The 14,813-nt window shown below is 41.8% G+C and carries 20 protein-coding genes; 12 read left to right on the forward strand and 8 right to left on the reverse strand.

What is annotated here, in order from left to right; genetic code table 11:
- Nucleotides 1–121 precede the first annotated feature (121 nt).
- The 4 genes from FAX86_RS18110 to FAX86_RS18125 are packed head-to-tail and all read right to left on the reverse strand — an operon-like array spanning nt 122 to nt 1,916.
- Nucleotides 122–610, reverse strand: coding sequence for a DUF3106 domain-containing protein (locus tag FAX86_RS18110; RefSeq protein WP_164503665.1), 489 nt, complete (start codon nt 608–610; stop codon nt 122–124).
- 1 nt (nt 611) lies between these two features.
- Nucleotides 612–950, reverse strand: coding sequence for a hypothetical protein (locus FAX86_RS18115; protein ID WP_144394896.1), 339 nt, complete (start codon nt 948–950; stop codon nt 612–614).
- The gene (locus FAX86_RS18120) at nt 934–1,302 is read right to left on the reverse strand and encodes a hypothetical protein (protein ID WP_144394897.1); all 369 of its coding nucleotides are present in this window, start codon (nt 1,300–1,302) and stop codon (nt 934–936) included. Before FAX86_RS18120 ends, FAX86_RS18115 begins: the two co-directional genes overlap by 17 nt.
- A complete protein-coding gene (locus tag FAX86_RS18125) occupies nt 1,299–1,916 on the reverse strand; it encodes an RNA polymerase sigma factor (RefSeq protein WP_144394898.1) in 618 nt (205 codons plus the stop codon). The genes FAX86_RS18120 and FAX86_RS18125 overlap by 4 nt, the downstream gene beginning before the upstream one ends.
- 208 nt (nt 1,917–2,124) lie before the next feature.
- Between FAX86_RS18125 and FAX86_RS18130 the strand changes: the two genes are divergently transcribed.
- From FAX86_RS18130 to FAX86_RS18155, 6 genes are all read left to right on the forward strand, one after another.
- Nucleotides 2,125–2,517 carry a hypothetical protein gene (locus FAX86_RS18130; protein ID WP_144394899.1) on the forward strand — a complete coding sequence of 131 codons (393 nt, stop codon included), beginning with the start codon at nt 2,125–2,127 and terminating at the stop codon, nt 2,515–2,517.
- A 44-nt stretch (nt 2,518–2,561) separates the two neighbouring features.
- Nucleotides 2,562–3,005 (forward strand): hypothetical protein, encoded by a 444-nt coding sequence (locus tag FAX86_RS18135; protein ID WP_205859251.1) that lies wholly within the window; start codon nt 2,562–2,564, stop codon nt 3,003–3,005.
- Between the two features lie 13 nt (nt 3,006–3,018).
- Nucleotides 3,019–4,935: a DNA repair helicase YoaA gene (yoaA, locus tag FAX86_RS18140; RefSeq protein ID WP_144394901.1), complete on the forward strand. Its 1,917-nt coding sequence runs from the start codon at nt 3,019–3,021 to the stop codon at nt 4,933–4,935.
- Nucleotides 4,932–5,651, forward strand: a complete 720-nt coding sequence (gene tsaB, locus FAX86_RS18145) for a tRNA (adenosine(37)-N6)-threonylcarbamoyltransferase complex dimerization subunit type 1 TsaB (protein ID WP_144394902.1) — start codon at nt 4,932–4,934, stop codon at nt 5,649–5,651. The genes yoaA and tsaB overlap by 4 nt, the downstream gene beginning before the upstream one ends.
- 135 nt (nt 5,652–5,786) lie before the next feature.
- Nucleotides 5,787–6,128 carry a hypothetical protein gene (locus tag FAX86_RS18150; protein WP_144394903.1) on the forward strand — a complete coding sequence of 114 codons (342 nt, stop codon included), beginning with the start codon at nt 5,787–5,789 and terminating at the stop codon, nt 6,126–6,128.
- Nucleotides 6,129–6,343: 215 nt separating this feature from the next.
- On the forward strand, nt 6,344–6,910 hold the full coding sequence (locus FAX86_RS18155; RefSeq protein ID WP_144394904.1) for a Slp family lipoprotein: 567 nt from the start codon (nt 6,344–6,346) through the stop codon (nt 6,908–6,910).
- A gap of 82 nt (nt 6,911–6,992) precedes the next feature.
- Here the strand turns inward: FAX86_RS18155 and bfr (FAX86_RS18160) are convergent, their stop codons facing one another.
- From bfr (FAX86_RS18160) to fliK, 4 genes are all read right to left on the reverse strand, one after another.
- Entirely contained in the window at nt 6,993–7,460 is a 468-nt protein-coding gene (bfr, locus tag FAX86_RS18160; RefSeq protein ID WP_144394905.1) for a bacterioferritin, read from the reverse strand.
- Nucleotides 7,461–7,473: 13 nt separating this feature from the next.
- The gene (gene bfr, locus FAX86_RS18165) at nt 7,474–7,938 is read right to left on the reverse strand and encodes a bacterioferritin (protein WP_144394906.1); all 465 of its coding nucleotides are present in this window, start codon (nt 7,936–7,938) and stop codon (nt 7,474–7,476) included.
- A 181-nt stretch (nt 7,939–8,119) separates the two neighbouring features.
- Nucleotides 8,120–8,401, reverse strand: a complete 282-nt coding sequence (locus FAX86_RS18170; RefSeq protein ID WP_144394907.1) for an EscU/YscU/HrcU family type III secretion system export apparatus switch protein — start codon at nt 8,399–8,401, stop codon at nt 8,120–8,122.
- A gap of 2 nt (nt 8,402–8,403) precedes the next feature.
- Complete coding sequence (gene fliK / locus FAX86_RS18175) at nt 8,404–10,080, reverse strand: flagellar hook-length control protein FliK (protein ID WP_144394908.1); 1,677 nt, start codon at nt 10,078–10,080, stop codon at nt 8,404–8,406.
- Nucleotides 10,081–10,167: 87 nt separating this feature from the next.
- On the opposite strand from fliK, the gene ccmA reads away from it, so the two are divergent.
- Genes ccmA through FAX86_RS18205 form a run of 6 tightly spaced genes read left to right on the forward strand, consistent with a single transcriptional unit; the run spans nt 10,168 to nt 14,811 of the window.
- Nucleotides 10,168–10,806 carry a cytochrome c biogenesis heme-transporting ATPase CcmA gene (gene ccmA, locus FAX86_RS18180; RefSeq protein ID WP_144394909.1) on the forward strand — a complete coding sequence of 213 codons (639 nt, stop codon included), beginning with the start codon at nt 10,168–10,170 and terminating at the stop codon, nt 10,804–10,806.
- Nucleotides 10,799–11,461, forward strand: coding sequence for a heme exporter protein CcmB (gene ccmB, locus FAX86_RS18185; RefSeq protein ID WP_205859252.1), 663 nt, complete (start codon nt 10,799–10,801; stop codon nt 11,459–11,461). The genes ccmA and ccmB overlap by 8 nt, the downstream gene beginning before the upstream one ends.
- A 7-nt stretch (nt 11,462–11,468) precedes the next feature.
- Entirely contained in the window at nt 11,469–12,206 is a 738-nt protein-coding gene (locus FAX86_RS18190) for a heme ABC transporter permease (RefSeq protein WP_144394911.1), read from the forward strand.
- Nucleotides 12,203–12,403: a heme exporter protein CcmD gene (gene ccmD / locus FAX86_RS18195; protein WP_144394912.1), complete on the forward strand. Its 201-nt coding sequence runs from the start codon at nt 12,203–12,205 to the stop codon at nt 12,401–12,403. Before FAX86_RS18190 ends, ccmD begins: the two co-directional genes overlap by 4 nt.
- 9 nt (nt 12,404–12,412) lie before the next feature.
- Entirely contained in the window at nt 12,413–12,862 is a 450-nt protein-coding gene (ccmE, locus tag FAX86_RS18200; protein ID WP_144394913.1) for a cytochrome c maturation protein CcmE, read from the forward strand.
- A 5-nt stretch (nt 12,863–12,867) separates the two neighbouring features.
- Nucleotides 12,868–14,811, forward strand: a complete 1,944-nt coding sequence (locus FAX86_RS18205; protein WP_144394914.1) for a heme lyase CcmF/NrfE family subunit — start codon at nt 12,868–12,870, stop codon at nt 14,809–14,811.
- The last annotated feature ends 2 nt before the right edge of the window (nt 14,812–14,813 follow it).

Consider the following 14,813-nt stretch of genomic DNA (forward strand, 5'->3'; position numbering starts at 1 on the left):
GGTTTTAATTATTGTGATGATGTCGGTGTTGTGTGGCTAAGTATAGCAGCCTTAGAGAAAATTACGCAGCATTTGGTCCTGATATATTATTGAAATTATTCAATAAACTGAATGTCACAAGCTACTTATTAGGCGGCTGATCTTTCTTCTGAAAATTATTCTTTAGAGTTTTTGTTGGATACGTTTTTAAAAAACGCTGTTTAAGTGCTTTACGCTTAGCGGCCGGTAAAGACTGAAATTTTCGATACGCTCGTTGGATTTCAAATTGGCGTGTTGGTGACAAATCTTGAAACCGCCGAAAAGCCATTCGCAATTCTCGTTTTTCATAAGCTCTTAACTCCTGCCATTTGCGGAAGCGTTCACTGACTTTTTGTTTTTGCTCTGAACTAAGCTTATTCCAGGTATCCAGGCCTTTTAATACGTTTTGGCGTTCATTGGCCGATAATGTTTTCCATTGCTCTTTGAAAGGCGCTAGCTGTTTTTTTTCAGCAGGAGTGAGTGAAGCATAGTTGAAATCTTTATTTTGAGATTCCGCATCCTGCGTGAATCCGTTGAATGACAGTCCAAGGATTAAAAAACATTGCAAAATGCGAAGGTGTACTCTTTTCACACTAAGCTCCATTGTTCTTTTCATCTGCGTCAGGTTCTGATTGAGCACTACTAACTTTATCTTCAGCTCGATGGCACATAATGACATGCAAAGCACTCAATACAGAATCTGAATCCTCTTCATCGAGAGAGTCGTTTCCACATTTCACTTGCGCTTTCGGTTGAATAACTTCATAGGTTTGTGGATCGACAAGGGTGCCGTCACCTTTGCTGAATTCAGCGAGGTATTCGAGTAATTCCAAACTTAACGTATCTTGAGTTTCCTTGGGAGGAGACTTTTCGTCAGCATAAAGTAATCCACTAAAGCTTAACGTCAAGATCAGTCTAACTGTCCAGTTCATTTGCGGCGTCTTCCTCCAGCCATTCGTAGAACTCGAGTTGCTCAATCATATCAAGCTCTTCTTCGGTTGCTAGCAGCTCAATGTCTTTGAGCAAGTCAGCACGATTATCAACACGTTCAGGTGGAACAACCATCAGTGTTGTCATCATAAAATACGCGACCGTTGCTGCTGTTGCAAGTGATGGGAAGATAAGTACCCAGCGGCGTTGATGTCCTGATTCAGGTTGGTTTTTTAATGCACTTTCTCGCGCTTGCTGAAGCTTGAGTTGTGTTGAGTAGTCGATATTTTCGCTCGTCTCGTCCAACGACCGAACAAGACTCTTTAGCCATTGTTTGTCGTCTGAGTGGTTCATTCGCGATACTCCTCCAGTTGTTCTCTTAAATGGTGAATGGCTCTTGAGTAATGGGTTTTTACCGAGCCTTCACTGCATTTCATGGCAAAGGCCGTCTCTTCCACACTCATACCTTCCCATGCGCGAAGCAAAAAGGCCTGCTGTTGGCGCGGAGACAGTTTTTCAAGGTGTTTGATCAGTTGAGTCGTGGCTTCTTTTTGACGTAATTCCGAAGCCGGACCTTTAGTTGGCGACTTGGCGTTATCGATCGGATCATAATTTAATTCAGGATTTAATTGGCGACTGGGTAGCCAGGATAACCATCGGTTGCGGACATTTTGTTTTCGATACCAGTCGTTTATTTTACTGCTCAGAATGCGATAAAACAGGGGACTCCATTCTTCTTCAGGGCGACTGTGGTACTTTTCTACCAGTTTTAACATGGCTTCTTGCACTAACTCCAGAGCATCATCAGGATTTCGCGTCGATATCAGAGCAATTTGAAAAGCTCGACGTTCGATGGCCGCTAAAAACTGGTTGAGTTGCTGGCGATTCTCCAGAGTCTGTCTCCGCTCAATCTTGTCTTTTTTTATATAATCGGGTTCAACCGTCAGTGTCAATGATAGTTCGGTCATAAGGTTTTATTTTCAGCAGGTTATGAGAGACTTATCTTCAGTTAACGCGGATTCAACGATTTGGTTGACCTCTTCTCAAAAAACGGCTTTTATTCGGCAATTGTGTTAGAATTCATAGTATTAGGATTTAATTCGTCCTGTCGCCAGTAATTGCGAGCGAGGTTTGACTTTGCCAATTAATTTTGTGCCTTTTGACGGCAACAAGCCCATGAGTGAAGTGAAGGCGCCTAAAAAGAAATCGGGCGTGCGGCAGCCCAGTGACGTTAAATCGGTAGATAATGAGCGCAAAGTTGATGGTGATCTTGCTCGTTCATTGAGTGATAACGATGAGCAACCATCTCATCAAAGGGAGCAAGCGAAGGATGAATCTGATGCCGAATATTCAGATGCTAAGCACGAGGCGTCAGAATCGATGGATATTGCAGATGCTGAATCCATCGAGCAGAAAGCTTCAAAGCCTAATCGAAGAAAGCGAAGAGTAAAAAAACAAGTCGATCAACATGATGATTTTGGTTTGTATTCTTATCACCCGTGCGACAAAAAGAAAGTAGCCGAAGAAGAGTTGGAGGAGCCGGATCACCAAATTGATGTAAAGGTTTAGTGATCGCGCAACACTAAATGAGCACTTATGATTTCGAGCGACTCATGTCGCAAACACGTCAATTGGCTGCGCAATATCGAGAAGCCACAGGTCAGTCGCTTCCGGTGACTGTTGAGCTTGCGCGCTTCGATGCAACAACGCTGTTAGGGCTCAAAGAAATTGAAGGCGCAGAGTCTGAAGCCTTGTTAATCGAAGGCGTGCACGAAAAATTGGTGCAAATTAAAGGTCGTGTTATATTTCCCGGAACTCGCTCGCAACCTCGCGTCGGTCAATTAAATATAAAAAGTGACTGGGATTACACGGTCCTCGTCATTTATAATCCTCATTACCAACCACAATCGATTTACCAAGTATCTCGGGAAGCTGTAGAGAAAGCCATGCAAGAAGCGAATAACAATAAACGCGGCTCGATGACTGTCGCTAAATTCAAAGCGATCGGTCAACTCATATGGGAACAAGAGTCCTCCGAATCAGAATCGGCGCAATAACCCGACTTTCATTATGACATCTCACGCCAGTTTTTTACTTTCTGAGCAAGGACCCTTTGCTGACAGTTTTTCGAATTATCGTGAACGAGCTTCGCAGCGTGCAATGGCGGAGTCGGTTGAGTCTGCATTGGCGAATCAAGAATCGCTGCTGATAGAGGCTGGCACAGGTACCGGAAAGACATTTGCTTATTTAGTACCAGCGATTGAACTGGATGGTAAAACTGTCATCTCCACTGGAACACGTAACTTACAAGATCAATTGTTTTTCAAAGATCTTCCAATGGTGTTTAAAGTGTTGGGTAAGAGACGTAAAGTCGCGTTGCTAAAGGGACGCCAAAATTACTTGTGCTTGCATCGTATGGATATGAATTTGGATGGCACGCAATTTACCATGCCCGATACTGGAGAAGAACTTGCCAAAATTCGGGAGTGGAGCCGTAAAACACGCGACGGCGATTTGAGTCAGGCGCACTTTATTGCGGAAGATTCCAGTGCCATTCCTTTTGTTACCAGTACTGCGGATAACTGTTTAGGAAAAGATTGCCCCGCTTATGATGATTGTTTTGTCGCCAAAGCACGGCGGCACGCGATGGAAAGCGATATTGTCGTTATTAATCATCACTTATTAATGGCCGATTTAGCCTTGAAGGAAGATGGCTTTGGAGAGTTAGTTCCTCGCGCTGATGCTTACATTATTGATGAAGCTCATCAATTGCCTGACATTGCTTCGGTATTTTTTGGTCAGAATTTTTCCTCTCGCCAATTGCAAGATATAACGCGCGATTGTTTATTGGCTTATCACTCAGAGGCCAAGGATTGTCGCGGGTTAAAAGAGTATTCCGAAATTATCGACAAGCAAGTTGCTGATTTACGTTTATTACTGGGCGATGAAGTGCATCGTCAGTTTTGGAAAGAATACATTCAACAAGATGTTGTTCATGAACAGTTTGGAGCATTAACTGATTCGATAGAAGCTCTTTGTGACTTATTAAAAGAGCAGGCGATACGCAGTCGTGATTTAGAAAACCTTTTTGAGCGAGCAGAAAGTTTATTTGAGAAAGCACAACTCTTTTTTAACAACGATGAAGAAAAAGATGTTCAGTGGATCGAAATTTATCGAAAAAGCTTTAACTTAAATACCACACCGCTCGATATTGCAGACAACTTTCAAAAGGCGACGGCACCTTACCGGCAAGCCAGCTGGGTTTTAACCTCAGCAACCTTAGCGGTGAATGAAAACTTTAGCCACTTTCAGCACAAGTTGGGATTAGGACAAGCAAAAACGGAAGTGTTTCCGTCACCGTTCGATTACTCGGAGCAGGCCCTGTTGTACTTACCTCGGTATTTAGGTAATCCCTCATCGCCTGATTACACGCGACATTTTATTGAGGCGGCGTTACCCCAACTAAAAGCCTCTCGGGGACGAGCATTTTTACTGTTTACCAGCCATAAAGCACTGCAAGATGCTGCTGAAATGCTTGAGAAACATCGCGAGTTTAATTTGTTTGTTCAAGGGCAAGCGAGTAAAACATACTTACTTGAAAAGTTTCGACAAACAGATAATAGTGTCTTATTAGGGACATTCAGTTTTTGGGAGGGTGTTGATGTTGCAGGAGATGCTTTGTCGTTTGTAGCAATTGATAAACTCCCATTTGCATCGCCGGGCGACCCTGTTAATCAAGCGAGAATTCACGCTTTAAAGCAAAAAGGGCGAGATGCATTTTTCTCGTTTCAATTGCCCGATGCCATTATTAATTTAAAACAGGGCGCAGGAAGACTGATTCGAGATGTGGCCGACAAAGGTGTTCTAATGATTGGCGATCCTCGATTAGTTGGACGAACCTACGGGCAGCGTTTTTTAAACGATTTACCGCCTATGTTACCAACACGGAATTCAGAGCTCGTAAAGGAGTTTTTAGAAAACTTATGATTCGATTAGCAATAGACACTTCGACTGAAGCATTCTCGGTGGCGGTTGAAAAAGATGGCGTCGTTGAACAAGAATTTGATCTTGCACCAAGAAAACACGGTGAACTCATGCTTCCGGCCATAAAGAGATTGTTGGCAAAAAGAGGTGTAAGTATCAATCAGGTTGAGCAAATTGTTTATGGTCGTGGCCCGGGAGCTTTTACTGGAATTCGAATTGCTATATCCGCAGCCCAAGGATTAGCTTTGGGTGTAGGATGTTCACTCATTGGCATATCCAGCTTGCAAAACTTGGCATTGCAGGCTTTTGAAAACACTTCAGCTAACTATGCTGTTGTCGCAATGGACGCGCGCATGGGAGAAGTGTATTTCGCTGTTTACAAACGAACCCTTAACGAGGCCAACCAATTGGTTCCTCAGTTAGTGGGGGAAGAACAAGTTATTAAGCCTGAAGAAGTTGAAGTCGTTAATATAGATGAATCGATCGTCGCAATTGGTAGCGCTTGGGACGTTTATGCCGACGTCTTAAGTCAGGCTTTAGGTTATAACTTTTCTTCTCCGTTAATAAATTATTATCCCGATGCGAAAGCGAACCTAACCTTGGCTCAACTGCCAGAACATCATGCATCGGCTCATCGTCCTGAACAAGCTGTACCGAGTTATTTGCGTAATAACGTTGCAGAAAAATCGACGAAACCTTCTTTGATTAAACCAAAATAGCTAATTGAGAAATGGCTATTGCTTTAGGTTATTTGCAATGCCGTTTATATGAAGAAGCAGTTGGGTGAAAAAGTAATCAATCTTGTCTATAATTGATTATTCAGTCAGAGGTGATTTTATAGATGGGTGAGCATTATGCCGATTGAAGTAAATGGCTTAAATCCTCTTGTTAACAATCAACTAAATACCGAGAATCGTCTCAATACACAGCAGCAACGTCAGCTGGAAAATGAACGTAATAACCAGCAAGCACAGCAGACTGAGCAGACGACTCGCGAACAGGACGATAGAGATACGCAAGCTCGAAGAGCCGAAGCGGTTCAGCAACTTGAGCAACAGCAAAATCGAGTTCGTCGAGACGACGATTCAGATCTTGGCTTTCAAGCCCGCCAAGCTGTGAATCGTTTTAATGAGATAGAGCAGCAAGATCAAAATCAGAATGCCTCTGAAATTCTTGGAATCGACGCATTTGCCTAAAATTTTTGTAATCACGAGAATTACAATTAGACAATTTTGATTTGAATTTTCAAATCTTGTTTATGTTGTCTGAGTCAACCTTTCTACCTATTCTTCGTTTAAATTAACAAAGCCTTACCGTATCTTTGCCAAAAATGAGCGCAGAATGTGTTAAATTTGGCAATAATAAAAATAATTGAAAGAACTTTAAATTTATAAAGTCTAGGAGTTATGGGATGAAACACTTATTCGGATTCATTTTATTGATGGGTTTCCTGTCTGGCTGCAGTATGGTTCCGCACGAAATCAAAGGAGATTATACGCCAGTTACTCTCGAGCAAGCTCGTAAAGATCATCAGTCATCTAAAGTACGTTGGGGTGGTGTCATCGCAAAAGTGAGAAATCAAGAGCAAGAGTCGGTGATTGAAATTGTTGCAAAGCCTTTGAGTTCTAGCGCCCGCCCATTGAATGTGGATGCCAGTGGTGGTCGGTTTTTAGCCGTTATTCCCAACTTTGTTGAGCCAGTTGTTTACAAACAAGGTCGAGAAATTACGGTGGTAGGTACCTTGTCTGACATGGTTGAGGGCAAGATTGGTGAGATGAAGTATGATTTTCCCGTTGTTCGAGTGATAAGCCATCATTTGTGGAAAAAGCGGCAGGAAGTTAAACAAGTGCATTACTGGGGAGCTTCGTTTTGGCCTGTTTTTCCTCATCGCTATTATTATCATCCTCATTGGCACTACTACAAAGGTAAAAAGGTACCTAAGTCTGATACCAAGCCTGCGGTGAAGCCGAAAAAGTAAATGATAATTGGAAATGAATATTGATTGACCAATAAAAAAGGCGCTTAACGCGCCTTTTTTATTTTACAGTCGCTGTGTGGAATTACATTTGAGACTGCAAATAGTTTTCTAAGCCGATTTTGTCGATAAGACCTAATTGCATTTCGAGCCAGTAGGCGTGGTCAACTTCGGTGTCTTCTAAAAGTTGCTGTAAAATTTTACGAGTTTGAAAATCTTTTTCTTTTTCACACAGTTCAATAGCATCTTTAAGTGCTTTATCGACATCGTATTCAATTTGTAAATCGCTTTTCAGCATTTCTGGAACTGTTTTGCCAATCTTAAGTGGCTCTCTGGTCACCATATCGGGTGTACCTTCAAGAAACAGAATTCGTTCGATTAATGCCGAAGCATGGCCTTTCTCATCATCGAATTCGTGATCAATTCGCTCGAATAATTTGGTTAATCCCCAGTCATCATACATCCGAGAATGAATGAAATACTGGTCCATTGCTGTTAACTCAAGCGACAATAAACCGTTTAAGGTTTTTATAATGGAATCTTTACCTTTCATTAGCGAATATCCTTTAAACGTTCGATTGCAGGTAATTTTCCATACCTGTGTTATCGATCAAGTACTGTTGTGTTTCTAACCAATCGACATGATCTTCTTCGTATTTCAAGATATCTTCGAGTAAGTCACGGCTGACAAAATCACTTTTAGTTTCACAAAAAGCAATGGCTTCGCGTAATAGTTCGAGCTGTTCTTTTTGCAAAGTCATGTCGCATTGGAGCATTTCTTGTGTATGTTCACCGATTCGGACTTTGTCTAGTTTTTGTAAATTAGGTAATCCTTCCAAAAACAAAATACGTTCTATTAAGTCATCCGCTTGTTTCATATCCTTGATTGATTTTTTATACACTTTCTCGTTTAATTTTTCCAAACCCCAATTTCGATACATTCTGGCATGCAAAAAGTATTGGTTGATTGAGGTAAGTTCTACGGTAAGAACTTGATTTAAATAACCGATAACTTGTTTATCGCCTTTCATTGATCACCCCAAGTGATTCGATCGTAATGATAAATTAGGGATAAGGTTAAAGTAGGTTTTGATGCATGTCAAAGTAATTAGAAAGAAGTCTAATTGAATCATATTGCGTATTATTCTTATTTGTGTTTAACCTATATCTGGGCATCAAAAATTGCCTTTTTCAGTGAATTCGCTCAAAAGATTATTGATAATCGTCGGGTGTTTTCTCTTGTAGCATGTAGGCAAACGCAATGATTTTTGCGACGGCTAAATATAATTGTTCTGGGATCTCATCACCTAGCTCTAGCTGAGATAAGACATCCATAAGAATCGGATCTTGATGAACAAAAACCTCATGCTCTTCTGCAATTCTGATAATTTCTTCCGCCAAGCTTCCTTGTCCCTTAGCGACAACTTTTGGGGCTGATTTTCCGTCATATTTTAATGCCGTGGCTTTGGCGTGAGTTTTCTTTTTATCGGTCATTTTCAAATTTTATAGTCAACAAGTGATTGCGGCTCTCGAGTTTCAATTAGTTCTGGTGACTCTCCAATCGATGCTTCTGCTTTTTTCAATAGAATTCCGGCATCGATTAATTGCTTCTCCAGATCAGGCATATTTTCCAGAAGCAGGTTTTGTGTTTCTGGACGTTCAGCGACGAAGCGAACATTGAGTTGATTGTTTAACAATTCTGCAATAGCGTGAAATGCACCCAGAGATTCAAAGTCAAATCTGACAGTGACACGCCACTTTTTCTTGTCTTGATCATCTTCCGATGTTGAATCTTGCTCTAACATCATTTGTATACTGGTAAACTGTTTCTGATGAATGAGTGGAAGCTCAAATACCCACTGGGAGTTATCCGTTGGTACCAAGTTTTGAAATTGCGTCACTCGAGTTCGAGCGGAACTCTTCTCAATGTCTTGTGAAAGAAGTTTTAATTTTTCAGTGAGAGCAGAGCGATTAAAATCTTTGTTATTTAATTTACCAAAAGAATGAGGTTTAAATTTGAGTGCCTGTAAATAGTCATTCAAAGATAATTTAGATGAATTGTCTGTACTAAATTGCTGTGAAACACCCAACAGCAGTTGCACCGACTGAAAGAGTGATTTTATATCACCAAAAGGAGAGGTTGGTGATTGATTCGCTTGAGCTGGAGATGAAGGCATGTTTTGTGTTGGTTGAAATAACGAGTTGGCATGACGTTCTCGAAATACACCGGAATTTAAAAGTAGATCTTGCAGTTGCTTGCCAGATAGCGCTCGACCTTCTGGAATTGACTCGAGTTGACCTTTCAACTGTTGAATTGTAGATGGCATAACATTGAGTACTTTTGTCAATTCTTTAAATTGGCTTTGAATTGAGTTGAGTCCTTTGTCAATGGAATGCTGATTGATAAAGTCAGGTTTTAAAATTTTCACAATGTGATTGATTTGTTCGGGAGTCAACTTGGGACGGTTTTTTATTATTGAACTGATTTCTAATTGATAATGTTTCATGACAGTCGTTGTTTTCGAGTTTTGCATCGATGGAACGTCTGGCGCTACAGAGCCTTTTTGACTCGTGGAGCTTTGTATTGGTGATAAAGTAACTCGGTTAATGATCTCACGACTACCGCTAATTGAAGAAGCGAGGTCTTGGGAATTTAAACGTCCAGCTTTGGTTGCCGATAGTACTTCGCTGGCAATGGGGAGCTTTTTTTGAGTTGAGTCAGCTGTAAGATTTTCCCCAGGTTGTAACAGTGTCACGGCTTGCATAGATTTTTGAAAAGCAATGATGGGCTTAGGTTGTTGCAACCAAATTTCGAGTGCTTGAATAAGACGGGATAACGATTGTGGTAGTTGCGACTGAGTCTGACTCCCATTGTTGAGCTGAAAAGAAATTCTGTTCTGTTCTAATTTGGGTGTTAATTGAAGAAAGAGTTGCTTTGACAAAGTTTTCAATTGAGATTGAAAGTCAGCATCATCGATTGGTAGTTTGAGACTTCCTACGGATTGCCCTTGGCGATTGGCCAAAGGTATTTGAATTTCCGGAGGCTGCGTTGTTGGTGAAAGCACTGTGTTGAGGGATTGACCGTTTAAAGACTGAAAAATGCGTTGAAGTTGAGTTACCGTCAACTCCGAGTTTGTTGTTGAATGAAATATTTGTGCGAGCAGATCTGCCATAACATGAGTCAAATCAATAGATATCTATAGGTCATTGTATTAGTATAGCCCGCCAGACTGGCATCGAAAGGGTGACCTAAAACCTTCATGTATCAAGACTTTTCCATAGAAAGTGAACAATTGGCTTTAATTCGTGGCGAGCGGTTACTGTTTAAGCAGTGTAGCTTTAGCATGAAGAATGGTCAGGTGTTACAGATACGTGGTCCCAACGGTGCAGGAAAAACCAGTTTGCTACGTGTTTTGTGCGGAATAATGGAACCGGATCAAGGCGACGTTTTATGGTGCGGAAAATCCCTGAGAAAAATGCGTGAATCCTTTGGCGCAAATGTCTTGTATCTTGGCCATCAAATTGGTGTGAAGCGTAATATGACGGTTCGAGAGAATTTATTGTTCTACTCAAATTTACGCCAAGCCAAACCTTTAACGACGATTGAGGAAGCGATTCAAGCAGTTGGCTTAACGGGCTATGAGGATGAGCTAGCGGCTCATTTGTCGCAAGGACAAACACGGCGTGTTAGTTTGGCGCGCTTGTTGACGGAACCCTCCGCTCTTTGGATTCTCGATGAACCTTTTGTCGCTTTGGACGTCGAAGGGCAAGGTTGGTTAGCGCATCTTTTCGAACAGCACCTCGCCAAGCGAGGCAGCGTTATTTTCACATCGCACCAATCAATTGATTTGAACGTAAAAGTAAATACTCTTGAAGTGAGTGGTGGAAGTCATGCTTAGGGTATTGGTTGGTCGTGAAATAAAGCTGGTGTTTCGACGCAAGTCTGAAATCCTGAATCCATTGTTCTTTTTTCTTATTGTGACCAGTTTATTCCCTTTTGGGATTTCGCCGGAGCCAAGCGTACTTGGGCTGTTGGCTCCTGGAGTCATTTGGGTTTGTGCATTGCTCGCCTTATTATTATCTGTTGACGCACTCTACCGCGAAGATTTTGACGATGGTAGTTTGGTGCAAATGGTGATGAGTGGCGTTTCGCCAGCTTCGATTGTTTTTGCTAAAGCCATTACTAACTGGTTGGTCACTGGCTTGCCGCTAATACTGCTGTCTCCGCTCTTGGGAGTTATGTTGAACCTGGATAATGATGCATTTGGTGCCATGGTTGTTTCATTATTACTCGGAACGCCCAGTATGTGCTTAATCGCGGCAATTGGGATGAGTTTGACAATTGGCCTGCGCAGAGGTGGTATACTCTTGTCGCTGCTGGTACTCCCGCTTTATATTCCAATTTTAATATTTGGCGCCATGGCTGTGAACGCAGCAACAGTGGGCCAGGAGTTTGTTGGTCAATTGGCTTTGTTGGGTGCGGGCTTGGCCTTCACGGCATCGCTAGCACCATGGGCTGCAGGGGCGGCATTAAGAGTTTCATTAAGTGAATAGGTAATCTATGGCTTGGACCTGGTTTTTTCGATTAGGATCACCAAAGTGGTTTTATCAAATCGCTGGTCGTTGGCAACCCTGGATTTGGGGACTGACACTCATTGGTTTGTCTGTGGGAACGGTTTGGGGGTTGTTTATTGCTCCGCCGGACTATTATCAAGGTGATTTAGCAAGAATCATTTATATTCATGTTCCAGCGGCTTATTTGTCGATGTTTACCTACGTCATTATGGCTGTTTCTGCGGCGATCGGTTTAATATGGCGCATGAAAATGGCGTTTATGTTTTCAATTAGCTGCTCGCCGATAGGCGCAGCGTTTACTTTGCTGGCTTTGGTAACTGGATCGCTTTGGGGAAAACCAACTTGGGGCACTTATTGGGTCTTCGATGCTCGTCTAACCTCAGAACTTATTTTACTTTTCTTATATTTGGGCCACATGGCTCTTTACAATGCATCGGATGATATAAAAACAGCCGATAAATCGGCCGCAATTTTAGCGATTGTTGGTGTCGTTAACATACCAATCATTCATTACTCCGTTGAGTGGTGGAACAGTTTGCATCAGCCAGCATCCTTGAGTAAATTGGCGAAGCCTTCAATTGATGAGTCAATGCTTTGGCCATTGTTGATAATGATCTTCTCGTTTAAGTTATTCTTTATTTCGATGGTCCTACCTTGGTTACGTAACAATATTCTCTGGCGTGAACGCGATTCACAGTGGGTACGGGAGATGATCGAAAAATGATGGCCATGATAGTCAGTTTAGCTACAAGTACTCCGCCCGATCGCTGGGAGTTTATTTGGGCATCGTATGCCGCTTATTTGGTAATTTTTGTGGCTTTAATTGTGACACCGATTATTCGTCGGGAAAAAATTAAGGCTCGGTTAAAACACTATTACAAACGTAAAAGTTTACTTGAAGAAAATAGTGCGAAAGAGTAAGAGAGTTGTATGAAAAAACATCGTCAAAAGCGTCTGTATGCTGTTTTGGGTACCGTATTCGGTGTGTCTGTCGCTGTCGGTTTAGTGTTATTTGCACTGAGTGAAAATATCAATTTGTTTTATAAACCTTCTGATGTGGAAGCTGGTAAAGCACCACTGGACAAAACCATTAAAGTTGGTGGATTGGTTGTTCCAGGAACGGTTGTTCGAAACACAGAAACGCTGGATGTTTCATTTGTTATTCGCGACAATCAAAGTGACTTAAAAGTGCATTTTAACGATGTATTGCCTGACTTGTTTAAAGAAGGGCAGGGTATTGTTGCTACGGGGCAATTAACCGATCAGCAAAATTTTAAAGCCTCTTCGGTGTTGGCAAAACATGATGAAAATTATATGCCGCCGGAAGTTGCACGCGCTCTCGAAGAGTCTGGCCATCCCATGAAAAAGAAAAACGATTAAATTTTATGATTGTTGAAATAGCCCATTTTTGTTTAATCCTTGCTTTAGTTGTCGCTGTTGTTACTGCCATCGCTCCCATGTGGGGTAGTTTTTACAATCAAAGCATTTTGGTGAGATTTGCCAGACCGGCGACACACGTTATGTTTGTGTTGATATTCATTTCGTTTGCCGGATTAGTGCATGCCTTCGCAACGGATAATTTCACCGTATCTTATGTGGCGAATCACTCATACTCTCGTTTACCATTTATTTATAAAATTTGTGCTGTGTGGGGTGCCCATGAAGGCTCAATGCTTTTGTGGATTTTAGTTCTTGCAGGCTGGTCTTCGGCCGTTGCTTTATTTAGTCGACAATTACCCGAACAAGCGGTGGCTCGCGTTCTTTCGGTGATGGCATTTATTAGCGTTGGTTTTCTGAGTTTTGCCGTTTTTACATCAAACCCTTTCGAAAGACTGTTGCCCTATTTTCCGATTGATGGTCGAGACTTAAATCCATTGCTACAAGATTTTGGCTTTATTATTCATCCGCCATTTTTATATATGGGCTACGTGGGATTTGCAGTCGCGTTCGCTTTTGCTATTTCAGCCTTAATAAGTGGAGAGCTCGATTCAGCCTGGGCACGATGGTCGCGTCCGTGGACGGTAGCTGCCTGGATCTTTTTAACCATTGGAATATCTCTTGGTAGTTGGTGGGCTTATTACGAGCTTGGCTGGGGCGGCTGGTGGTTCTGGGATCCGGTTGAAAACGCTTCATTTATGCCTTGGTTAACTGGTACTGCTTTAATTCACACGCTTGCTGTCAGCGAGAAACGTGGTGTGTTTAAAGCCTGGACTGTTTTTCTCGCGCTGATTACATTTTGTTTGAGCTTATTAGGTACCTTTATTGTTCGCTCGGGAGTCATTACTTCGGTGCATTCGTTTGCTCAAGATCCAGTGCGAGGTTTGTTTATTCTCATTTTCCTGGCAATAGTGGTGATTGCAGCCTTAACACTTTTTATTTTCAGAGCAGGAGCGGTTCGTTCAACTGGGCGTTATCAGTTGCTATCGAAAGAGTCATTCTTATTATTCAATAATGTGTTGTTGGCTGCTGCGTTGTTAGTTGTTTTATTCGGTACATTATTTCCACTGATTATGGAAGCATTTGACCAAAGCGTCAGTGTTGGGGCTCCTTATTTTAACTTGTTGTTTCCAATCTGTATGCTGCCTTTATTGGCGCTTTTGGGTATTGGACATTGGCTGCATTGGAAAAACCATCCGGTTGAACGTTTGTTGAAAACAGCACGTAATATCTTATTTGTCGCCATCATCTTTTTAGTCGCGATGTCTTATTGGATTTACAGTTTTGCAAATACCATTATATGGATCAGTTTATTTATCGCTTTTTGGATAATATCGTCCATTCTTTACGATGTGGTAGATAAAACTAAACATGGCCAATCTCGATTAGTTGCACTTAAAAAGTTGAAGTCTTCTTATTGGGGCATGCAACTAGCACACAGCGGCTTGGCAGTAACGCTCGTCGGTATTGTTATGGTGGAATATAACAGTATTGAAAAGTTGATTCGCTTTGCGCCCAATGACCAATTCGAGGTTGCCAATTATCAAGTCACTTTTGATGGTCTTTCAAAAGTTAATGGGCCTAATTACATTGCAACACGTGGTTCTTTTACTGTTAATGAAAACGGGAAGGAATTTAAAGTCCATTCAGAGAAACGTCGATATACAGCTTCTGGTCAGATAATGACAGAAGCTGGAATTAACCCTGGATTTTCGCGCGATGTTTACATTTCGCTGGGTGAAAAGTTAGAGGGTAATGAGTGGTCGGTGCGTATCTATATTAAATCGTTTGTTCGGTGGATTTGGTTTGGCACTATTTTAATGGCTCTAGGAGGTTTGCTCGCGATGAGCGATCGCCGATATCGATTAAAGCTAAAACAAAAAATAGCGTAATT

This window comes from Pleionea sediminis, assembly GCF_007570825.1.
Lineage (GTDB): Bacteria > Pseudomonadota > Gammaproteobacteria > Enterobacterales > Kangiellaceae > Pleionea > Pleionea sediminis.

What these genes read in the sequence shown, in the direction of transcription:
- FAX86_RS18115 (WP_144394896.1), bottom strand. Translation starts at nt 950, where the DNA reads ATGAACTGGACAGTTAGACTGATCTTGACGTTAAGCTTTAGTGGATTA.
- FAX86_RS18120 (WP_144394897.1), bottom strand. Translation starts at nt 1,302, where the DNA reads ATGAACCACTCAGACGACAAACAATGGCTAAAGAGTCTTGTTCGGTCG.
- FAX86_RS18125 (WP_144394898.1), bottom strand. Translation starts at nt 1,916, where the DNA reads ATGACCGAACTATCATTGACACTGACGGTTGAACCCGATTATATAAAA.
- FAX86_RS18130 (WP_144394899.1), top strand. Translation starts at nt 2,125, where the DNA reads ATGAGTGAAGTGAAGGCGCCTAAAAAGAAATCGGGCGTGCGGCAGCCC.
- FAX86_RS18135 (WP_205859251.1), top strand. Translation starts at nt 2,562, where the DNA reads ATGTCGCAAACACGTCAATTGGCTGCGCAATATCGAGAAGCCACAGGT.
- yoaA (WP_144394901.1), top strand. Translation starts at nt 3,019, where the DNA reads ATGACATCTCACGCCAGTTTTTTACTTTCTGAGCAAGGACCCTTTGCT.
- tsaB (WP_144394902.1), top strand. Translation starts at nt 4,932, where the DNA reads ATGATTCGATTAGCAATAGACACTTCGACTGAAGCATTCTCGGTGGCG.
- FAX86_RS18150 (WP_144394903.1), top strand. Translation starts at nt 5,787, where the DNA reads ATGCCGATTGAAGTAAATGGCTTAAATCCTCTTGTTAACAATCAACTA.
- FAX86_RS18155 (WP_144394904.1), top strand. Translation starts at nt 6,344, where the DNA reads ATGAAACACTTATTCGGATTCATTTTATTGATGGGTTTCCTGTCTGGC.
- bfr (WP_144394905.1), bottom strand. Translation starts at nt 7,460, where the DNA reads ATGAAAGGTAAAGATTCCATTATAAAAACCTTAAACGGTTTATTGTCG.
- bfr (WP_144394906.1), bottom strand. Translation starts at nt 7,938, where the DNA reads ATGAAAGGCGATAAACAAGTTATCGGTTATTTAAATCAAGTTCTTACC.
- FAX86_RS18170 (WP_144394907.1), bottom strand. Translation starts at nt 8,401, where the DNA reads ATGACCGATAAAAAGAAAACTCACGCCAAAGCCACGGCATTAAAATAT.
- fliK (WP_144394908.1), bottom strand. Translation starts at nt 10,080, where the DNA reads ATGGCAGATCTGCTCGCACAAATATTTCATTCAACAACAAACTCGGAG.
- ccmA (WP_144394909.1), top strand. Translation starts at nt 10,168, where the DNA reads ATGTATCAAGACTTTTCCATAGAAAGTGAACAATTGGCTTTAATTCGT.
- ccmB (WP_205859252.1), top strand. Translation starts at nt 10,799, where the DNA reads ATGCTTAGGGTATTGGTTGGTCGTGAAATAAAGCTGGTGTTTCGACGC.
- FAX86_RS18190 (WP_144394911.1), top strand. Translation starts at nt 11,469, where the DNA reads ATGGCTTGGACCTGGTTTTTTCGATTAGGATCACCAAAGTGGTTTTAT.
- ccmD (WP_144394912.1), top strand. Translation starts at nt 12,203, where the DNA reads ATGATGGCCATGATAGTCAGTTTAGCTACAAGTACTCCGCCCGATCGC.
- ccmE (WP_144394913.1), top strand. Translation starts at nt 12,413, where the DNA reads ATGAAAAAACATCGTCAAAAGCGTCTGTATGCTGTTTTGGGTACCGTA.
- FAX86_RS18205 (WP_144394914.1), top strand. Translation starts at nt 12,868, where the DNA reads ATGATTGTTGAAATAGCCCATTTTTGTTTAATCCTTGCTTTAGTTGTC.